This window comes from Nonomuraea sp. NPDC005650 (assembly GCF_040605375.1).
GTDB lineage: Bacteria > Actinomycetota > Actinomycetes > Streptosporangiales > Streptosporangiaceae > Nonomuraea.
Genome location: NZ_JBEXCR010000001.1, coordinates 429,036 through 449,253, shown reverse-complemented (window position 1 = coordinate 449,253; position 20,218 = coordinate 429,036). Strand labels below are relative to the sequence as shown.

Genomic DNA, 20,218 nt, shown 5'->3' with positions numbered 1-20,218 from the left:
GCCGGCCCGAGTTGGGGAGTCGAAGATGTCATCGATCTTGGAACGGCACGCCGTGGCGGTGGGCGGAACGCTCGTGGGCGAGGGTCCCGCCGTGGTGATCGGCGGCCGGGTCAGCCTGCGGGCCTACCGCGGGGAGAGCGACGCGTACGAGGTGCTGGGCGAGCGCGCCACGCTGGTGGAGCCGTACTCGGCCGCCGATCTGCCGGCCATCGCCGAGCGGGCGGACGCGGTCGTGGTGGGCTCGTCGTGGACGCGCGACATCCCGCTGGTGCGGGCGGCGGCCGGGCTGGGGCTGCCGGTCGTGGTGGAGCGGCGGCCCGCCGCCTCGCTGGAGGAGTGGCTGGAGCTGGCCGACTACTGCGCGCGGGAAGGGGACGGGCAGGTGCTGCTGTGCGAGGGCGGCCGGCTGGACCTCGGGCTGATGCGGGCGGCCCGCGCCGCCTCGGGGCGCCCGGTGCTCGCCGACGTCTCGCGGAACGCGGCCCTGTCGGCGGCGGCGGTCGCGGCGGGAGCCGACGGGCTCGTCGTGGACTCTGCCAGCCCAGCAGTCGGTGGGGCGGCCAAGCTCGGGACCTACGCCGGGGCGAAGGCGGCGGAGCCCTCCAAGAGCGGGGCGCTGGAGTTCGTGGGCCCGGGGAGCCCCGCCGAGCCGCGGCAGGAGACCTCCCCGGCGTCGGCGATGCGGGCGGCCGAGGAGGCCGTGACGGTCGTGGGCGCCCTGGTGCGGCACGAGGCGCCGGCCACGCTGCCGGAGTGCCGGGAGGCGATCGACCGGGTGGACGCGGCGCTGGCCACGCTCCTCGAACGGCGGGCGGCGCTGGCGGGCATCGTGCAGCGGATCAAGCCGGTGGGCGGGTTCGCGGGGCGCGACCTGGCTCGGGAGCGCGCGCTCGTGGCGCGGATGGCGCTGCGCGCGCCGTCGCTGGGGGAGGACCGGCTCGCGCCCATCATGAACGCCGTCATCGAGGCGGGCCTCCACCTGGCCGAGGAGCGCTCGGCCGAGTGAGCGGGCGGCTCAGGGAGCGGACACGTGGAAGTTGTTCATGGGGCGGCCCGGCCCGGCGGCGATCTGCTTGGTGATGAGCTCGGCGAAGCGGCGGTAGCCGTCGCCCGTCGGGTGGTAGCTGCGGGCGTTGACCTTGAGCTCCTCCACGTTCACGTTCAGCCCGTTCAGGTACGGCTGCGGCCGTCCGACCTCGTGGCCCGTGAACGCCTCGTACGCGTCCACGTACTCCGCGCTCCCCGGGGCGCCGAAGGCGGCGATCCCGCGGTCGAAGTCGGACACCACCGAGCCCACCGCGTCGTTGAGGCGGCGCGTCATGCCGTTGATCCAGTTCTGGTCCTCGGCGCTCAGGTTGTCGACGGTCACCTCGGGGTCCTTGGGGAAGGGCCGGGGGTAGCCGAGGACGATGATGCGGGCGTTCGGCGCCCGGGTGCGCAGCTCGCCCAGCACCTTGAGCAGGCTGGGGCGCAGCTCGTCGATGCGGCGGGCGACGGCGGCGTCCTGCTCCACGCACGCCGACGACCACGGCAGCTTGACGATGCAGGCCGTGAGCACCTTGGTGAATCCGGCGTCGTTGCCGCCGATGCTCAGCGTCACCAGGCTGGTGGCGGGGCCGACGCGGGTGATCTGGGGCTTCTGCCCGTACTGGCCCGACAGGATCTGGCCGGTGGTGGCGCCGCTGCAGGCGTAGAAGGCGGTGCCGCCCCCGAAGCGGTAGGCCCGCTCCACCAGCGGCACGTACGAGCCCGTCGCGCGGTGGCAGCGGTCGGCGCCGTCGTTGAGCGGCTCGTTGCCGGCGTCCCAGACGCCTTCGCCGGAGGAGTAGGAGTCGCCGAGCGCCACGTACATGCCGCTCTGCGCCACCTGCACGGCGGTCAGGCGGGTCACCTGCGGCAGGCTGCCGCGTTGCTCCTGGCCGGTCGGGCAGCTCGCGTCCAGCACGGCGCAGGCCAGCTTCGGTAAGACGCCCAACGGCACGCACGCCACGGCGAGCGTGACGCCGGCGGCGACCGCGGCCACGATCCGGACCATCGCCCGACTGGTCCACTTCGGCGTCTGTCGTGTCGCCCCGTCCAGTGCTGCCTCCCCGTGCGGCGGCCTATTGCCGGCACCATCGAGAGTACTCAGTCAGGGGCGGCCGCCGTTGACCGTCCGGCGGCGGCTGACCATCCGCCAGCCGAGGGCGATGGCCGCGGCCAGCGCCGGGATGAGGAAGAACGCCACCCGCTGGTCGCGGTCGGCGAAGGGCATCAGCAGGATGACGAGCACCAGGAACGCCAGCGTGAGCCAGTTCGTGTAGGGCGAGCCGGGCATCGGGAACACCGACAGGTGACCCGACCGGCGCAGCCTGATCTGGCACCAGACGAGCACGCCCCACGTCGTGATCACGCCGAGGGAGGCGACGGCGGTGGCGATGTTGAAGGCGCGCTCGGGCAGGAAGTAGAACAGCGCCACCCCGGCCAGGAACATGGCCGCCGTGAACACGATGCCGCCGATCGGGACGTACCTGGAGCTGAGCGTGCCCGCGAACCGGGGCGCCTCCTGCTTCATGGCCATCGAGCGCAGGATGCGGCCCGTGGCGTACAGGCCGGAGTTGCAGGACGAGAGCGCGGCGGTGATCACGACGAGGTTCATCGCGTCGGCGGCCCACGGGATGCCGAGGCCCGAGAAGACCGTCACGAACGGCGAGGTGTCCGCCCGGTACGCGGTCCACGGCAGGACCATCGCCAGCAGCGCCACCGAGCCCACGTAGAAGATCGCGATGCGCCACACCACGCCGTTGATGGCCTTCGGCATGACCTCGTGCGGCCTGGCCGTCTCGCCCGCCGTGATGCCGACCAGTTCGATCGACGCGTACGCGAACACGACCGACTGCAGGCTCATCAGCACCATCGGGAAGCCCTTGGGGAACAGGCCGCCGTGGGAGACGAGGTTGTGCGGGGTCGCCTGGCCGATCGCGAAGACCACCAGCACCAGGCCGACCACCAGGAAGATCGTGATCGCCAGCACCTTCAGCATGGCGAACCAGAACTCCAGCTCGCCGAACAGCCGGACCGACACCAGGTTGACCGACATCACGAAGCCCAGGGCGATCAGCGCCGTCAGCCACTGCGGGAACCCCGGCGCCCAGTAATGGATGTAGGCGGCGATGGCGGTCAGCTCGGCGATGCCGGTGAAGGCCCAGTTGATCCAGTACATCCAGCCGCTGGCGAAGGCCGCCCACGGGCCGATGAACTCGCCCGCGTACTCGACGAACGACCCCGCCACCGGGCGGTAGAGCACGAGCTCGCCGAGCGCCCGCATGACGAAGAACGCGGCCGCGCCGGCGGCGGCGTACGAGAGCACCAGACCGGGCCCCGTGGCGGCCAGCCGGCCCCCCGAACCGAGGAACAGGCCGACGCCGATCGCCCCGCCGATCGCGATCATCTGGACCTGGCGGTTGCCGAGCGCGTGCCGGTAGCCTTCGTCGGTCTGCGTGCGCACCGAGTGTCTCCTCAACTACTTACAGTGCAAACGACGATATCGGTGCTGATGGTCGCGGGGGTCCCGGCGCGCCGGTCCGGACGGGGGCGCGGCGCGGGCATCAGGATGTCGGCCCGGACCACTAGAGTCGGAGCTCACAACCCCATCGAGACCGGGAGGCGCCGCTCCATGTCGTCCAGCGACTCGTTCGTCCATCTGCACGTACACACCGAATACTCGATGCTGGACGGGGCCGCCCGGCTCAAGCAGATGTTCAAACAGGTCGGTGACCTGGGCATGCCGGCGATCGCGATCACCGACCACGGCAACATGCACGGCGCGTACGACTTCTACAAGCAGGCGACGGGCGCCGGGATCAAGCCGATCATCGGCATCGAGGCATACGTCGCGCCGGAGCTGCGCCACAACAAGAAGCCGGTCCTGTGGGGCGAGCCGCACCAGAAGCGGGACGACGTCTCCGCGGGTGGCTACTACACCCACATGACGATCTGGGCGCGCAACCGGACGGGCCTGCACAACCTGATGCGCCTGTCCTCCCGCGCCTACACCGAGGGGTTCGTGCGCAAGTGGGCGCGGATGGATGCCGAGACCCTCGCCGAGCACTCCGAGGGCCTGATGGCCACCACCGGGTGCCCGTCGGGCGAGGTGCAGACGAGGCTGCGGCTGGGGCAGTACGACGAGGCGGTCAAGGCCGCCGCGAAATACCAGGACATCTTCGGCAAGGACAACTTCTACCTGGAGATCATGGACCACGGGCTCGACATCGAGCGCCGCGTCCGCGACGGGCTGACCAGGATCAGCAAAGAGCTGGACATCCCGCCGCTGGTCACCAACGACTCGCACTACACCTACGAGTCCGACGCCCCCTCCCACGACGCCCTCCTGTGCATCCAGACCGGCAAGCAGCTGTCCGACCCCGACCGGTTCCGCTTCGACGGCAGCGGCTACTACATCAAGACCGCCGATGAGATGCGCGCGGTCGACTCCTCCGACCTGTGGGCCGAGGGCTGCCGCAACACGCTGCTGGTCGCCGAGAAGGTCGACCCCGAGGGGTTCTTCCAGCACAAGAACCTCATGCCGACCTTCCCCATCCCCGAGGGGATGACCGAGGAGCAGTTCTTCCGCCAGGAGGTCTGGAAGGGCCTGGAGTGGCGCTTCCCCGAGGGCGTCGACGAGGAGCACCGCGCCTGGGCGGAGAACGAGCTGGGCGTCATCATCCAGATGGGCTTCCCGAGCTACTTCCTCGTGGTCGCCGACTTCATCATGTGGGCCAAGAGCAACGGCATCCGGGTGGGCCCCGGCCGTGGCTCGGCCGCCGGGTCGCTGGTGGCGTACGCGCTGGGCATCACCGACCTCGACCCGATCCCGCACGGCCTGATCTTCGAGCGCTTCCTCAACCCCGAGCGCGTGTCCATGCCCGACGTCGACATCGACTTCGACGAGCGTAGGCGCGGCGACGTGATCCGCTACGTGACCGAGAAGTGGGGCGCCGACAAGGTCGCCATGATCGCCACGTTCGGCACCATCAAGGCGAAGGCCGCCATCAAGGACGCGGGCCGCGTCCTGGGCTTCCCCTACGCGCTGGGCGACCGCGTCTCCAAGGCGTTCCCGCCCGCCGTCATGGGCAAGGACATCCCGCTGTCGGGCATCTTCGACAAGGACCACCAGCGCTACGCCGAGGCGGGCGAGCTGCGCAAGCTCTACGACGAGGACGTCGACGTCAAGGCGACGATGGACCTCGGCAAGGGCCTGGAGGGCCTGATCAGGCAGACCGGCGTGCACGCCGCCGGCGTGATCATGTCGTCCGAGGTGCTGACCGACTACATCCCGGTCATGCGCCGCGACTCCGACGGCGCGATCATCACGCAGTTCGACTACCCGACCTGCGAGACGCTCGGCCTGCTGAAGATGGACTTCCTGGGCCTGCGCAACCTCACGATCATCGACGACTGCCTGAAGATGATCGAGTCCACCTCCGGCGAGCAGATCGACCTGCTGAAGCTGCCGCTCGACGACCGCAAGTCCTACGAGCTGCTGGCCCGCGGCGACACGCTCGGCATCTTCCAGCTCGACGGCGGCGGCATGCGCTCGCTCATGCGGCTCATGCGCCCCGACAACTTCGAGGACATCTCCGCCGCCCTCGCGCTCTACCGCCCCGGCCCGATGGGCGCCAACTCCCACACCAACTACGCCCTGCGCAAGAACGCCCAGCAGGACATCACCCCGATCCACCCCGAGCTCGAGGAGCCGCTGAAGGACATCCTCGACACGACCTACGGCCTGATCGTCTATCAGGAGCAGGTCATGGCCATCGCGCAGCGGGTGGCCGGCTACTCGCTGGGCGGCGCCGACCTGCTGCGGCGTGCGATGGGCAAGAAGAAGAAGTCCGAGCTGGACAAGCAGTTCGAGTTCTTCGAGAAGGGCATGCAGGACAACGGCTTCTCGGCGGCGGCCATCAAGGCGCTGTGGGACATCCTGCTGCCGTTCTCCGACTACGCCTTCAACAAGGCCCACACCGCCGGCTACGGCCTGGTCGCTTACTGGACCGCCTACCTCAAGGCCAACTACCCGGCCGCCTACATGGCCGCGCTGCTGTCCTCGGTGAAGGACGACAAGGACAAGTCGGCCCTCTACCTCAACGAGTGCCGCCGCATGGGCATCAAGGTCTTCCCGCCGGACGTCAACGACTCCGACTTCGACTTCACGCCGCGCGGCACCGACATCCGCTTCGGTCTGTCCGCCATCCGCAACGTCGGCGCCAACGTCGTCGACGGCATCCTGAAGGCGCGCAAGGAGAAGGGCCGCTTCGCCGACTTCAAGGAATTCCTGCGCAAGGTGCCGGCCATCGTCTGCAACAAGCGCGTGATCGAGTCGCTGATCAAGGCGGGCGCGTTCGACGCGGCCGGCCACGTCCGCAAGGGCCTGGTCATGGTGCACGAGCAGGCCGTCGACGCGATCATCGACATCAAGAAGAACGAGGCCATCGGCCAGGACTCCCTGTTCGGGGCCATCGACGGGGGCGAGGACCAGACCTTCGACGTGCAGATCCCGGTGGGGGAGTGGGACAAGAACACGCTCCTGCAGTTCGAGCGGGAGATGCTCGGCCTCTACGTTTCCGACCACCCGCTGTTCGGCGTCGAGCACATCCTCGCCGCCGGGGCCGACTGCTCGATCGCGGCCGTCCAGGACGAGAGCCGGGCCGACGGCATGGTGGTGACCGTGGGCGGCATCCTGAGCGGGGTGCAGCGCAAGGTCACCAAGAAGGGCGACACCTGGGTGCTGACCCAGCTGGAGGACCTCGCAGGCTCGATCGAGGTGATGATCTTCCCGTCGTCGTACCAGCTGTGCTCGACGATCCTGGCCGAGGACGCGATCGTCTTCGTCAAGGGGCGGATCGACAAGCGGGAGGACGTCGCCAAGATCATCGCCATGGAGGTGACGGCGCCCGACCTGACCCAGGAGGCGGGCGGGCCGCTGCTGGTGAGCCTGCCGCTGACCCGCTGCACGCCGCCGGTGGTGGGGCGGCTGAAGGAGATCCTCACGACGCATCCGGGGACGTCGGAGGTGCACCTGCAGGTCCACAACGGCCCCAAGACCACGGTGGTGCGCGTCGACGACCGCCTGCGCGTCACTCCTTCGCCCGCCCTCATGGGCGACCTGAAACAACTTCTGGGCCCGGCCTGCCTGGGCGCGTAACCCCACCTGAGGCCCGGCCCCGGCTCCCGCCGTCGCGTGCTGGGGCCTGGCCCCGGGCTCTCCCGCCGCTGTGGCCCGCCGTCCCTCACCAGCCTTTACGGCTGCGCACGGGAGGGCCCACCCGCCGCACGTGGCCGGGCCCTGTCCAGGGGGACGCTCACCGGGTGGGCGGGGCGGGCCGCCGTGACGCGCGCACAGTGGGCCATCTGGGTGGCGAGTCGTCAACCGCCCGAGCAGTGCACCCGCAACGGCCGCCCAAGCACCAACGGCGGCCACCCGGGCACCCATGGAGACCGGACGGCCATTCACGGTGGTCAGCCAGGCACCCACCGCCGCCACGCCGTGATCCGGCCCGCGCCCTACGGCGGCCGTCGCGCCCTACGACGCCCGGCACCGTGGCCGGTGGGGTCGCGGCGGCCGGTGTGGGGTCGCGATCCCGCCCGCAAGCGTGACGGGCCGTCGCCATCGTCTTGGGCCAGGTCGTGATCGGGCGGCCCGCTGACGGCCGACGTCATCGTCTCGGACAGGTCGTGAGGGTGGCCCGCTGACGGCGGTCGTTCGTCCGGGCCAGGTCAGGGTCGGGTGGCGGGCGTCAGGAGTCCGGGGTGTCCTTGAGGTGGAGGGCGAGCCGGGTGCGGTCGCGGAGGCCGAATTTGCGGAGCAGGCTGGAGACGTGGTTCTTGACCGTGCCCTCCGTGAGGCGCAGCCGGGCCGCGATCTCCCGGTTGGAGGCCCCCGCGGCGATCAGCGCCGCCACCTGCGCCTCCCGGGTCGACAACCGCGCCCCGTCCCCAGGCGCGGCGGGCACGGCGGGGGTGGGCGGCGTGCGGCGGATCTCGGCGACCAGGCGGGCGGCCACTGGCGAGGCCAGCACCGTCTCCCCGCGACCGGCCCGGCGGACGGAGTCGACCAGATCCTCCGGCGTGCAGTCCTTGAGCAGGTAGCCGACGGCGCCCGCGCGCAGCGCGCCGAAGATGTAGTCGTCCTCGTCGAAGGTGCTGAGCACGATCGACGCCACCCCCGGGTGCCGGGCCGACAGGTGGGAGATGAGCTCGACGCCGTCCATCCTGGGCATCCTGGCGTCCACCAGCGCCACGTCCGGGCGGCACTCCCCGGCCACCAGCAGCGCCTCCTCGCCGTCGGCGGCCTCGCCCGCCACCTCGATGCCGTCCTCGATCTCCAGCATCTTGCGCAGGCCCTGCCGCATCAGCTGCTGGTCGTCGACCAGCAGCACCTTGATCGCTCTCATGCCGTCACCTTCGCGCGGACCGGCAGCATCGCCCTCATGTCGTCACCTTGGCGCGGACCCACAGCTCCGGTCTCATGTCGTCGCCTTCGCGCGGACCGGGAGCTCCGCCCGCAGTTCGAAACCGCCGCCCGGCCGGTCGCCCGCGATCAGGGTGCCGCCCACGGCGCGGGCGCGTTCGGTGAGCGAGCTCAGGCCGAACCCGCCGCGCGCCCCGCGGTCGCGGCCGTGGCCGTCGTCGGCGACCGCCAGGACGACGGCCTCGCGGGAGAAGGTGAGCGTGCCGCTCACCCGGCGGGCGCCGGCGTGCCGGACGGCGTTGGTGAGCCCCTCCTGCAGCACGCGGTAGAGCACCAGCTCCACGTCGGGCTCCAGGGCCGCCTCGCTGCCCACCACCTCGAAGGACACCGCCAGCCCCGTGCCGTCGAAGGAGGCCGCCAGCCGCTCGAGCGCCGCGCTGCCGACGCGGCCTTCGAGCGCGAGCGGGCGCAGCGCGCGCACCCACCGGCGGGCGTCGGCCAGCGCCGCCACGGTCAGCTCCTTCGCCTGGCGCACCTCGTCCCAGGCGGCCTCGGGGCGGCGCGAGCGGAACCGCTCGGCGTTCTCCAGGCTCAGCTTGATCACCGTCAGGTGGTGGCCGACGGAGTCGTGCATCTCGGCGCCCATCCGCGCCCGCTCCTGGGCGACCGTCAGCTCCCTGACCCGCGCCAGCAGCCGCTGCGCCTCCTCCCGCCTGCGCCGCGCCTCCAGCACGGCCGACGTCATGCCCAGCACGAACGTGGCGAAGACGATGATGGGCACGGTCTGCGCGGTGGCCTCGGCCAGGCCGCGGCCGTACACCGTCAGGACCATGACGAACAGCGCGCCCGCCACGCAGCCGACGATGACGGTCGCGGTCCGCAGGCCGTGGACGAACGCCACATTGGCGATCGCCAGGAGCGTCAGCAACTGGTGGATCTCGGCCGAGCCCGTGAATCCCAGCGCGAACGTCGCCAGCAGGAACACCACCGGCAGGGGCCGCCGCCAGCCTTCGCAGCGCCGCCAGGGCAGCAGCAGCCAGAGCACGGCCACGAGCGCCAGGTTGGCGCCGAAGGGCGCGGCCCACAGCGGCGTCGAGGGATCGGCCGCGTACGCGACGGCCCCGGTGGCGACGAGCACCACCCAGAACACGACGGTGAACAGGACCGGCCGGTCGGGGACGCGCAGCCGGGCCAGACGACGCTGCATGGCTTCGACCATAGTTACCCGCGAGGGCTTTGTGATCCTCCTTGAGGACCCATGACGAAGGTCATGACGGGTTCCGCCCGCGGGCCGATGCGCGGCCGTCCCAGGGCTTCCTAGCGTGGCGGTCCATGAAAGCCACTCATCCCGCATGGGCCGTGCTGATCACCGTCGCCGCGATGTTCGCGATGATATTCGGCGGCTCCCGGCCCGCGACGCTGCTCTTCGACCCGGGCGACCTCCTCTATCAGCCGGTGGGCGTGGTCGGGATCACGCTGGCCTCGTTCGCGGTCGTCTACCTGATCCGCCGCTTCCTCGGCCGCCAGTCGTGGCGGGGCGTCGGGCTCACGAGGACCTGGCGGGCCGTGCCGCACCTGCTGGCGGGCGTCCTGGCGGGCGCGGTCGCGGTGATCGCCTCCAGCGCGCTGTCGGTGGCGCTCGGCGTGGCCACCTGGGTGCCATGGGACCTGGTGCGCCCCCAGCTCCCCTACGTGCCGTTCGCCGTCGTCATCGCCCTGCTCGGCCAGGCGTTCCCCGAGGAGCTGCTGTGGCGCGGCCATCTGTACGACACGCTGTCGGGCCGGCTGTCCCCGAAGGCGGTCATGATCGTGGTGTCCGTGTGCTTCGGCGCGCTGCACATCATCTCCCAGAGCGCGGCGGACACCCCGGTCGAACGCCTGCTCTACGTGCTCCAGGCGATCGGGCTCGGCTTCGCCTGCGCGGCGGCGCGGGCGCGCACCGGAGCGGTGTGGATGGCGGTCGGCGTGCACACCGGCCTCCACACCGGCAACATCCTGCTCCCGACCCAGGACATCCAGTACGGTGTGCAGCTCGTCATCGTGACCTGCACGCTCACCGTCACCGGCCTGCTCATCCTGGCCAGGCGGCGCGACGGCCGCACCGCGCCCCTGGAACAGGGGCTGGCGAGGGAGAGTTCCTGAGCGGTGGTGATCCGACGAGCGGCCCCGGCCGGGGTGGGCAACCCTCGCCGTCGTCGGGCCGCGGCCCGTGGGGCAGGATCGAAGGGTGAGCGAATTGCACTACCTGACCGCGACCGAGCTGGCCCGCCTGATCAGGACCGGGCAGGTGAGCGCCGTCGAGGTCGTCCAAGCCCACCTCGACCGCGTCGAGCAGGTCAACCCGCGCGTCAACGCCATCGTGACCCTGGTCGCCGAGCAGGCGCTCGACGCGGCCAAGGCGGCCGACGCGCGGGAGCCGGCCGGTCCGCTGCACGGCCTGCCCGTGGCGCACAAGGACCTCGTCGACACGGCCGGCATCCGCACCACCTACGGCTCGCCGCTCTTCGCCGACAACGTGCCGGCCCAGGACGACGTGATCGTCCGGCGGCTGCGCGCCGCCGGGGCCATCACGATGGGCAAGACCAACACGCCGGAGTTCGGCACCGGCTCCCACACCGTCAACGAGGTGTTCGGCGCCACCAGGAACCCCTACGACCTGTCCAAGTCCGCCGGCGGCAGCAGCGGGGGCGCCGCCGCGGCCCTGGCCACCGGCATGGTCCCGCTGGCCGACGGGTCCGACATGGGCGGCTCGCTGCGCAACCCGGCCTCCTTCTGCAACGTCGTCGGCCTGCGCCCCACCCCGGGCCGCGTCCCCGACCCGTCCGACACCAACGCCTGGTACACGCTGTCCGTGCAGGGCCCGATGGCCAGGACGGTCGAGGACGTCACGCTGATGTTCGGGGCGATCGCCGGGTTCGACCGCCGGTCCCCGTACTCGATCAAGGAGGTCTTCGCCCCCGAGCCGGAGGAGGGCGTGCGGGGGCTGCGCGTGGCATGGAGCCCGGACCTGGGCGGCCTGCCGGTGGACCCGAGGACGGCGGAGGTCACCGCGGCGGCGCCGCCGGTGTTCGAGAGCCTGGGGGCCCGGGTCGAGCAGGTCGAGCTGGACCTGTCAGAGGCCGAAGACGCGTTCAGGACCTACCGGGCGTGGAACTACGCGCTGTCCTTCGGCGACCTGACCGGGCTCGGCCCCAACACCGCGTGGAACGTCGAGCAGGGCCGCAAGGTCACCGGCGCCGACCTGGCCCGGGCCGAGCGGGCCCGCAGCCGCCTCTACCAGCGGATGGCCGCGTTCTTCGACACCTACGACGTGCTGATCGCGCCCGTCAGCCAGGTGCCGCCGTTCCCGGTCGAGCAGCCCCACGTCAGCGAGGTCGACGGGGAGCCGATGCCCGACTACCTCGCCTGGATGCGCTCCGCGTACTGGATCAGCGTGCTGCACGCCCCGGCCGCGTCCGTGCCGGCCGGGTTCACGGCGGACGGGCTGCCGGTGGGGGTGCAGATCGTGGGCCGGCCGTTCGAGGACGCCAGGGTCCTGCGCGTGGCCCGCGCGTTCGAGCGGGCCACCGGGTACGGCCTGCGCCGTCCGCCCCTCTGAGGCGGGTCAGAGCGGCTCGGGCGGGTCGCCGTACGGGTGGCGCAGCGGCGACTCGCGATAGCCGTGCATGCCCTCCAGCAGCCCGAACAGCCCCACCGCCAGCAGCGGCCAGGACACCACCACGCCGGAGGCGGTCAGTTTCAGCGCGCCCGGGACGACCTTCACCCCGGGCGTGGCGGCGGCCTCGACCACGACCGCCCCGATCGTGAACGTGGACCCGACCCACAGCGTCAGCATCGCCGCCAGGACGCCGCCCACGCAGAGCCCGAGCAGCACCGCCAGCATCCACCGCCGCGCGGCGAACCACGCGACCCCGCCGCACAGCAGCCCCAGCCCGCCGGTGATCACCGCGAACCACCCGTCGGCGGCGATCAGCGCCTGCGTGGACGGGTCGGCCAGGACCGTTCCCTGATCCGTGACCTGGTACGGCGCCCGTGGCGTGATCCCTGACCAGAGCAGCCCGGCGGCCGCCCCGAGAGTGGCAAGTGCGAGGACAGTTACCGCGAAAGCGCGCACTTCCCTCGTCACGCCACTCCCCCTTACATGTGTGTCCGAATCAGCTCGATGGTATCCCCCGGCTAGGCTCGCTTCGTGATTGCAGAAGAGGTCTGGTTGATAGAACCCTCCGGCCCGCTCCGGGGGGACGTCGAAGTACGCGGCTCCAAGAACGGAGTCTCCAAGCACATGGTCGCCGCCATGTTGGGCGGCGGGGAGAGCAGCATCCACAACGCCCCCGAGGTGGGCGAGGTGGAGATCACCGCCGCGATGCTGCGGGCGCTCGGCATCCATGTCGAGATCTCCCGGACGGAGATCAGGATCGCGCGAGGTCAGACGATCGAGCCGAGGGTGCCCGACGCCTTCACGGGCCTGAACCGCATCCCCATCCTCATGCTCGGCCCGCTCCTGCACCTGGCGGGGGAGGCGTTCGTGCCGCTGGTGGGCGGCGACCCGATCGGGCGCCGGCCGGTCAACTTCCACGTGGAGGCCCTGCGCGCGATGGGGGCCGAGGTGGAGGTGGGCGACACCGGCATCTTCGCCAAGGCCAACCGCCTGACGGGCACCAGGATCGAGCTGCCGTACCCGAGCGTGGGCGCCACGGAGACGATCCTGATGTCGGCGGTCCTCGCCGAGGGCAAGACGGTGCTGAAGAACGCCGCCATGGAGCCCGAGGTGGTGGAGCTGGCGCTGTTCCTGCAGCGGATGGGCGCCAGGATCGAGCTCTCGCCCGACCGCAGGATCGTCATCGAGGGCGTCGAACAGCTGCGCGGCGCCTCCACCTGGCTGACCGGCGACCGCATCGAGGCGTTCTCGTACCTGGCGGCGGGGCTGGTCACCGGCGGCGAGGTGCGGGTGCACGGCTGCCCGCAGGACCGCCTGGTCACCGCGATCACCACGCTGGCCAGGATGGGCGCCCAGTTCGACATCAACGACGAGTACCTGTGCGCCACCGCGCCGCCGGAGGGGCTGCGCTCGGCGGCCGTGCAGACCGACACCCACCCCGGGTTCATGACGGACTGGCAGACGCCGCTCATGGTGCTGTTCACGCAGAGCCAGGGCATGTCGGTGCTGCACGAGACGGTCTTCGAGAACCGCCTGGTGTACGTGCCGGCGCTGCAGAAGATGGGCTGCGAGATCGAGGTGTTCGACCAGTGCCTGGGCGGCCCGGCCTGCCGCTACCACGACACCAACGCCAGGCACTCGGCCGTCGTGCGCGGCGTGTCCAAGCTCAAGGGCGCCGACGTGACGCTGCCCGACATCCGGGCGGGGTTCTCGGCCGTGCTGGCGGCCGCGGTGGCCGACGGGCCGTCCACGCTGCGCGGGGTGCACCACATCGAACGCGGTTACCACCGGCCGTTCGAACAGTTCGCCTCGCTCGGTCTGCACATCCGCAGGCAACGGTAAACAGGTGACAAGCGGGCGTTTGGCGCGGATGCGGACGTCGCAGATCATGTGACGTGACCGTACTCAGATCCGTCGGCGCGCTCGGGCTGGCGGGGGCGCTCGGGGGGGTGCTGGCCGCGGCTCTGGCCGCGCCCGTGGTCAGCGGGGGCGGCATCGCCGCCAAGAGCGTCGCGAACACCTTCGTCGACCTGCCGCCGGCCCCGCGCGAGGAGCCGCTGGAGCAGGTGACCAGACTGCTGGACAAGGACGGCAGGACGTTCGCCCAGTTCTACGAGGCCAACCGGACGACCGTCCCGCTGCGCTCCGTCGCGCCCATGATGCGCAAGGCGATCGTGGCCATCGAGGACGCCCGCTTCTACGAGCACGGCGGCCTCGATGTCCGGGGCACGTTCCGGGCGCTGCTCACCAACACGCAGGCCGGCGGCATCAAGCAGGGCGGCTCGTCCCTGACGCAGCAGCTCGTCAAGAACATCCTGGTCGAGGGCGCCCGCACCGACGCCGAGCGCGACCGCGCCCGTGCCCCGAACCTGGCCCGCAAGATCACCGAGCTGCGGCTCGCGCTGGCGCTGGAGAAGAAGTACCGCAAGGACGAGATCCTTGAGCGCTACCTGAACATCGCCTACTTCGGCGCCGGAGCCCACGGCGTGGAGGCGGCGGCCAGGCGCTTCTTCTCCACGTCGGCCTCCCTGCTGACCCTGGGCCAGGCGGCCACGCTGGCGGGGGCGGTGCGCATGCCGTACTCGACCGACCCCTCGCTCGGGCGGGACCATCGCGACCGCCTGAAGCTGCGGCGGGACCTCGTCCTCGACCGCATGGCCGGGCTGAAGCTGATCACGCGGCAGGAGGCGGAGAGCGCCAAGGCCGCACCGCTCGGCATCAAGCTCAGGCCCGAGCCCGGCGGGTGCGAGCAGAGCTCCTACCCCTTCTACTGCCTCTACGTGCAGCGCGAGCTCCTGTCGAACCCCGTGTTCGGCAACACCGCGGCCGAGCGGCGGACGCGGATGTCCAGGGGCGGCCTGACGATCAGGACCAGCCTCGACCCGGTCGCGCAGCGCGCCGCCGAGCAGGCCATCCGCCGCCACGTCTGGCCGGAGGACACCGAGGTGGCCGCCGAGGCCATGGTCGAGCCGCGGACCGGGCGGATCAGGGCGATGGCGGCCAGCAAGCGCTTCGGCCGCAACCCCGGCAACCGCAAGAACGGACCCAAGACCACCTTCAACCTGGCCGCCGACGTGGCGCACGGGGGCGGTCAGGGCTTCCAGGCCGGGTCGACGTTCAAGGTGTTCACGCTGGCCACGGCGCTCAAGCAGGGGTGGCGGTTCGGCGACGGCTTCAACACGCCGGGCGAGCTCGTGCCCTCGCAGGGCTACCGCGACTGCGCGGGCCGCGCCGTGAACGACCCGGACACCCGCATACTCAACGCCACCGGCGAGGGCTCCGGCGGCCCGCACAGCATCGAGACCGGCACCTGGAAGTCGGTGAACATCTTCTACATGATGCTGGAGCGCAAGGTCGGGCTCTGCAACGTGGTGCAGACGGCCAAGGCGCTCGGGATCAGCAGGGCGGACGGGGAGCCGCTGAAGGAGGTGCCGACGTTCACGCTGGGGGTCAACGAGATGGACCCGGTGACGGTGGCGGCGGCGTTCGCGACGTTCGCGGCCAGGGGGATCTACTGCCGGCCGCTGGCCATCGTGGAGATCGTCGGCAGGGACGGGCGGCGCACCCACGTGCCGCCCTCCTGCGAGCGCGCCCTGGAGGAGGAGGTCGCCGACGCGGTCAACCACGTGCTGCAGGGCGTCTTCGACAAGGGGACCATGCAGGGGCAGAGCATCGGCCGCCCGGCCGCCGGCAAGACGGGCACCAACAACGGGTACACCTCGGCCTGGTTCGCCGGCTACACGCCCTCGCTGGCGGCGGCGGTCAGCGTGGGGGACATCCGGGGGTCGTACCGGTTCCCGCTGCAGGGGGTGCAGATCGGGGACAGCTACTACGGATCGGTGCAGGGGGCCTCGCTGCCCGGGCCGATCTGGGTGGAGTCGATGGAGTCGGCGCTGAGCAGCGTCGAGCCCAAGGGGTTCACGGGGCCGGACATGGCCCGCTTCGGCGGCGGCAACACGCCGGGGCTGGAGCAGGCACTGGCCGAGGAGGAGCGCAAGCGCCGCGAGGCGGAGGGCGGGCGGGGGCGCGGCGACCACCCGTTCTTCTGGCGGCGGCGGCTCTTCGAGTGGCTCGTCGGGCAGTCGCCCATGGAGGCGGAGCCCGAGCGGCCGCGCCGGTGACGGGCGGTCAGGAGGGCTTGCCGATGGGGGCGGTGACGGCCCTGGTGAGCGTGATGAGGTTGTCGGGCGCGGTCTCGATCTGGAGGCCGCGCTTCCCGGCCGAGAAGTAGATCGTCTCGAAGTCGAGCGCCGAGGAGTCGACCACCGTCGGGAGCTGCTTGCGCTGGCCGAGCGGGCTGATGCCGCCCACGACGTAGCCGGTCACGCGCTCCACCTTGGCGGCGTCGGCCATGGCGGCCCGCTTGCTGTCGAGGGCGCCGGCCAGGGCCTTGAGGTCGAGCTTGCCCGACACGGGAACGACCGCCACCGCCAGCCCGCTCTCCACCTCGGCCACCAGCGTCTTGAAGATCCGCTCGTAGGGGACGCCGAGCGCGTCCGCGGCCTCCTCGCCGTAAGCCTGGGCCGCGGCGTCGTGCTCGTACGGGTGGAGCGTGAACTCGGCCTTGGCCTTGGTCAGCGCCATGGTGGCCGGGGTGCCGCCCTTGCCTTTCGATTTGCTCACGGGACCCCATTGTAGCGAATCTACAATGTAAAGGCCTTGCCGGGGGTGTACCCGAACGCCCGCTTGAACACGTCGATGAACGCGCTGGCGGAGGCCCACCCGCACCGGTGGGCGACGGCGGTCACGGAGACGCCGTCGGCCAGCAGGAGCAGCGCGTGGTGCAGGCGGAGCTGGGTGCGCCACTGCGGGAAGCTCATGCCCAGCTCGCGCCGGCACAGCCTGGCCAGCGTACGGTCGCTGGTGCCCGCCTGGTCGGCCAGCCGCGCCAGGGTCCTGCCGTCGGCGGGGTCGCGGTGCAGGATCGCGCAGACGGCGGCCAGCCTGGGGTCGCGGGCGGTGGGCAGGTGGAGGGGGTGCTCGGGGGCGCGCTTGAGCCGGTCGACGAGCACGGCCCACAACCGCTCGCGCTCTCCTCCGTCCCCGGAGCTCCTCGCGCGACTGTCAGGGTGGGGGGCCGGTGCGGGGTCGGTGTCGCAGGTGTAGGCGATGATCAGCTCGCGGAGCAGGGGGCCGACGGCGAGGACGGCGGGGTGGCCGAGGCCCAGGGGGTTGTCCGCGAGGCCCACCAGGCGGAGGTCGGTGTCGCCGTGGGCGCGGTGTTCGTGGACGGTGCCGGCCGGGATCCAGAGGGCGCGGTTGGCCGGGGCGACCCAGGTGCCCGCGCTGGTGGTGACCGAGACCACGCCGCGGCAGGCGTAGACGATCTGGTGGGTGTCGTGCCGGTGCGCGTCGATGCCCGCGCCCGGCGCCAGCGGCCGCCGCCCCGTCGGCGCCTCGGGGAGATGGCGGATTGCCGTCATAGATTGGCATTTTATCGGAAGCGGGCCAGCCGGCCCCGGGACAGGATCGGAGGGTGAACAGGACCCCGATGCTCGCCGCCGGCCACGCCGCCGTGGACTTCTACCAGGGTGCCGTCCCCGCGCTCGTGCCCTTCCTGGTGGCCGATCGCGGCTACGGGTACGTCGCCGTGTCCGGCATCGTGCTGGCCGCCACGCTGCTGTCGTCGGTCGTGCAGCCGGTGTTCGGCGTGCTGACGGACAAGTGGCGGATGCCGTGGCTGATCCCGGTGAGCACGCTCGTCGCGGGCGCCGGGGTGGCGCTGGGCGGGGTGAGCGACTCCTACGTGCTGACCTGGCTGGCCGTGGCGCTGTCCGGCCTCGGGGTGGCGGCCTACCATCCGGAGTCCGCGCGGCTGGCCAGGATCGCGAGCGAGGGCAGCCACGTCCGGATGAGCTGGTTCTCGCTGGGCGGGACGCTGGGGTTCGCGTCGGCTCCGGTGCTGGTGACGCCGTTGCTGGCGGGGTGGGGGCTGGGCGCCTCGCCGTTGCTGGCCGCGCCGGCGGTGCTGGGGGCGGTGGCGACGCTCCCGGCGGTGCGGGCGCTGGCCGGGGGAGGGCGGGCGGCGCGGGCCGCGGAGCCGGTGTCCGGCCGGGACGACTGGCCGTCGTTCGTCCGGCTGACGCTGGTGATCGTCTTCCGCTCGGTCGTGTACGTCGGGCTGAGCGCCTTCGTGGCCCTCTACATGGGAGGCGGGGCGGCGGGCGCGGTGGCGTTGTTCGTGCTGTTCGCGGGCGGGGCGGTGGGGACCGTGCTGGGCGGCAGGCTGGCGGCGCGGTGGGGGCGGATGCGGACGATGCGCCTGGCCTACGCGCTGGCGGTCCCGGCGGTCGCGGGGGTGGTGCTGGCGCCTGGACCTGTCGCGTACGTCTTCGTCGCGGCCTCGTCGATCGCCCTGTACGCGCCGTTCTCCCTGCATGTGACCCTGGGCCAGGACTTCCTGCCGACCCGGGTGGGCACGGCCGGGGGCGTGACCCTGGGGCTCGCGGTGAGCGTGGGCGGCCTGGCCAGCCCGCTGGTGGGCGCGGTCGCCGAGGCCACCACGCTGCGGACGGCGCTGGCCTGCCTGATCGTCTTCCCGGTGCTGGCCTGGCTGCTGGCCCGGACGCTGAAGGAGCCGGTGCCGGAGCCCGCCGCCTGACTCCGGCGTGCCGGGGTGCGGCGGTCTCCCGTGCTCTGCCGGGCGGGCCCGCCCGGCTATCGGCGGTAGGTGGGCAGGGCGACGGTGCTGGTGTTGTCGCGCTGGGTCGGGTCGAGGCGCGTGGAGTCCACGTGGGCGGTGACGAGCGGGAAGGCGGCGGCCCGGCGGGTCACGCGGACGCGGGCCGTGAGCTGGACCGGGTGGTCGGGGTGGAGGGTGGCGATCGTGCAGGTGGCGTGCCGGGCGGAGCGCCGGCACGGCGCGCCGTTCACCCCGGTCAGGCTCGTGCCGGCCGGCAGGTCGAACGTGACGGGCACGTCGGCGGCGCCCATCAGGCCGCGCATGGTCACGGTGGCCCTGACGGCGGCGACGCCGCCGCGCCTGACCGGGCGGTGCGGGCTCGACGCGCTGATGGACAGCGCGTCGTACAGTCCCTGCGGGTCGGCGCGTTTGATGATCGTGCCGTAGCTCTCGGCGTTGAGGGCGTTCGCGACGGAGTAGCCTTCCGCCCCGCCGTCCTCGGTGCCCGCCGACAGCACGCCGACCAGGTCTCCGGTGCCTCTGAGCAGCCACGGGCCGCCGCTGTGGCCCTTGAACAGGTGGCAGTTGTGCGTCTCGATGCGCCCGCCCTCCGACGTGGCTCTGATGCGGGAGACGAGGAGGGTGCCCGTTTCGGCGATGCCGCCGGCCGGCTCGGTCCTGGCCAGGCACCAGAGCTGCTCCCCGCCGTCGTACGGCTTCCTGCCGGCCACGCCGGGGTAGCCCGTCGTGGCGACGGTGTACTTGCCGCCCTGGTTGCGGATCGGGGTGAAGGCGCCGACGGCCTCCTGGAGCGTGCGGTTCTTCCTGCCGACCTCCAGGAGGGCGATGTCGAAGTTGGAGTTCCAGTCGCCGCCGCTCATGCCGGTGTAGGCGTCGGGCTTCCACGCCTGCCGGGCGCCCCACCGCCCGTAGGGCTCGCGCTGCCGCACGCTGGTGGCCCGCCCGTCGTACGCGGGCACGAACGCGAAGTTGGTGTGCCACTGGCCGGCCGACGCGCCCGGCGGCACGCTGTACACGCAGTGGGCGGCGGTGACGATGAGCAGCCCGACCGCCGAGCGCACCACGGAGGCGCTGCAGGAGTCGTCCTGACCGGCCGAGTTGACGAAGAACAGCCGGCCGGTGACGCGGCTCTGCTCCGCGGCGCTGTACGGGCGGCGCATGGGGGCGTAGCCGTTGGCGTCCCCGCCCGGGGTGATCCGCTTGCTCTCCGGCACGCTGCGCCGCTCGGCGCCCGGGACCGGCCCCCGCAGGCTCTTCGGCAGCTCCGCGGCATTGGCTCGGGCCTGCTTGTCCGCGGTCCAGTAGCGCACGGCGCGGGCGGGGCGCATCAGCGGGGACGACGCGACACCCAGGACGCTGTCCTGCACGGGCGTCAAGGGGGGCTGCCCGGCGGTCGCGGGCGGCGCGAGTGCGACGCCGGCCAGCGTGGTGAGCGTGGTGACCAGGACCTTCGGCACGGTGTCCCCTT

At 72.1% G+C, this 20,218-nt stretch carries 15 protein-coding genes; 7 read left to right on the top strand and 8 right to left on the bottom strand.

Annotation, left to right across the window (positions count from 1 at the left end; all coding sequences use genetic code 11):
- The first annotated feature begins 25 nt into the window (after nt 1–25).
- Nucleotides 26–1,006, top strand: coding sequence for a chorismate mutase (locus tag ABZS69_RS02040; RefSeq protein WP_355364873.1), 981 nt, complete (start codon nt 26–28; stop codon nt 1,004–1,006).
- A gap of 9 nt (nt 1,007–1,015) precedes the next feature.
- On the opposite strand, the gene ABZS69_RS02035 is transcribed toward ABZS69_RS02040, so the two are convergent.
- Nucleotides 1,016–2,035 (bottom strand): SGNH/GDSL hydrolase family protein, encoded by a 1,020-nt coding sequence (locus tag ABZS69_RS02035; protein WP_355364870.1) that lies wholly within the window; start codon nt 2,033–2,035, stop codon nt 1,016–1,018.
- A 96-nt stretch (nt 2,036–2,131) separates the two neighbouring features.
- Nucleotides 2,132–3,487: an amino acid permease gene (locus ABZS69_RS02030; RefSeq protein ID WP_355364867.1), complete on the bottom strand. Its 1,356-nt coding sequence runs from the start codon at nt 3,485–3,487 to the stop codon at nt 2,132–2,134.
- Between the two features lie 168 nt (nt 3,488–3,655).
- Between ABZS69_RS02030 and dnaE the strand changes: the two genes are divergently transcribed.
- Nucleotides 3,656–7,183 carry a DNA polymerase III subunit alpha gene (gene dnaE, locus ABZS69_RS02025; protein WP_355364864.1) on the top strand — a complete coding sequence of 1,176 codons (3,528 nt, stop codon included), beginning with the start codon at nt 3,656–3,658 and terminating at the stop codon, nt 7,181–7,183.
- Nucleotides 7,184–7,775: 592 nt separating this feature from the next.
- Here dnaE and ABZS69_RS02020 read toward each other — a convergent pair.
- Nucleotides 7,776–8,432: a response regulator transcription factor gene (locus ABZS69_RS02020; protein WP_355364862.1), complete on the bottom strand. Its 657-nt coding sequence runs from the start codon at nt 8,430–8,432 to the stop codon at nt 7,776–7,778.
- A gap of 72 nt (nt 8,433–8,504) precedes the next feature.
- Nucleotides 8,505–9,656 (bottom strand): sensor histidine kinase, encoded by a 1,152-nt coding sequence (locus tag ABZS69_RS02015; protein ID WP_355364859.1) that lies wholly within the window; start codon nt 9,654–9,656, stop codon nt 8,505–8,507.
- A 125-nt stretch (nt 9,657–9,781) separates the two neighbouring features.
- On the opposite strand from ABZS69_RS02015, the gene ABZS69_RS02010 reads away from it, so the two are divergent.
- On the top strand, nt 9,782–10,591 hold the full coding sequence (locus tag ABZS69_RS02010) for a type II CAAX endopeptidase family protein (RefSeq protein ID WP_355364857.1): 810 nt from the start codon (nt 9,782–9,784) through the stop codon (nt 10,589–10,591).
- A gap of 85 nt (nt 10,592–10,676) precedes the next feature.
- On the top strand, nt 10,677–12,047 hold the full coding sequence (locus ABZS69_RS02005; RefSeq protein ID WP_355364854.1) for an amidase: 1,371 nt from the start codon (nt 10,677–10,679) through the stop codon (nt 12,045–12,047).
- Nucleotides 12,048–12,053: 6 nt separating this feature from the next.
- Here the strand turns inward: ABZS69_RS02005 and ABZS69_RS02000 are convergent, their stop codons facing one another.
- Nucleotides 12,054–12,575 (bottom strand): hypothetical protein, encoded by a 522-nt coding sequence (locus ABZS69_RS02000; RefSeq protein ID WP_355364851.1) that lies wholly within the window; start codon nt 12,573–12,575, stop codon nt 12,054–12,056.
- 63 nt (nt 12,576–12,638) lie between these two features.
- Here ABZS69_RS02000 and murA point away from each other — a divergent pair, with 63 nt between their 5' ends.
- Both murA and ABZS69_RS01990 read left to right on the top strand, forming a co-directional pair.
- Nucleotides 12,639–13,949, top strand: coding sequence for a UDP-N-acetylglucosamine 1-carboxyvinyltransferase (murA, locus tag ABZS69_RS01995; RefSeq protein WP_355364848.1), 1,311 nt, complete (start codon nt 12,639–12,641; stop codon nt 13,947–13,949).
- Between the two features lie 53 nt (nt 13,950–14,002).
- Complete coding sequence (locus ABZS69_RS01990) at nt 14,003–16,228, top strand: transglycosylase domain-containing protein (RefSeq protein ID WP_355364845.1); 2,226 nt, start codon at nt 14,003–14,005, stop codon at nt 16,226–16,228.
- Nucleotides 16,229–16,235: 7 nt separating this feature from the next.
- On the opposite strand, the gene ybaK is transcribed toward ABZS69_RS01990, so the two are convergent.
- On the bottom strand, nt 16,236–16,691 hold the full coding sequence (gene ybaK / locus ABZS69_RS01985; protein ID WP_355365320.1) for a Cys-tRNA(Pro) deacylase: 456 nt from the start codon (nt 16,689–16,691) through the stop codon (nt 16,236–16,238).
- 59 nt (nt 16,692–16,750) lie between these two features.
- The gene (locus tag ABZS69_RS01980; protein WP_355364842.1) at nt 16,751–17,530 is read right to left on the bottom strand and encodes a helix-turn-helix transcriptional regulator; all 780 of its coding nucleotides are present in this window, start codon (nt 17,528–17,530) and stop codon (nt 16,751–16,753) included.
- A 53-nt stretch (nt 17,531–17,583) separates the two neighbouring features.
- Here ABZS69_RS01980 and ABZS69_RS01975 point away from each other — a divergent pair, with 53 nt between their 5' ends.
- Entirely contained in the window at nt 17,584–18,708 is a 1,125-nt protein-coding gene (locus ABZS69_RS01975; protein ID WP_355364839.1) for an MFS transporter, read from the top strand.
- A 56-nt stretch (nt 18,709–18,764) separates the two neighbouring features.
- Here the strand turns inward: ABZS69_RS01975 and ABZS69_RS01970 are convergent, their stop codons facing one another.
- The gene (locus tag ABZS69_RS01970; RefSeq protein WP_355364836.1) at nt 18,765–20,207 is read right to left on the bottom strand and encodes a trypsin-like peptidase domain-containing protein; all 1,443 of its coding nucleotides are present in this window, start codon (nt 20,205–20,207) and stop codon (nt 18,765–18,767) included.
- Between the last annotated feature and the right edge of the window lie 11 nt (nt 20,208–20,218).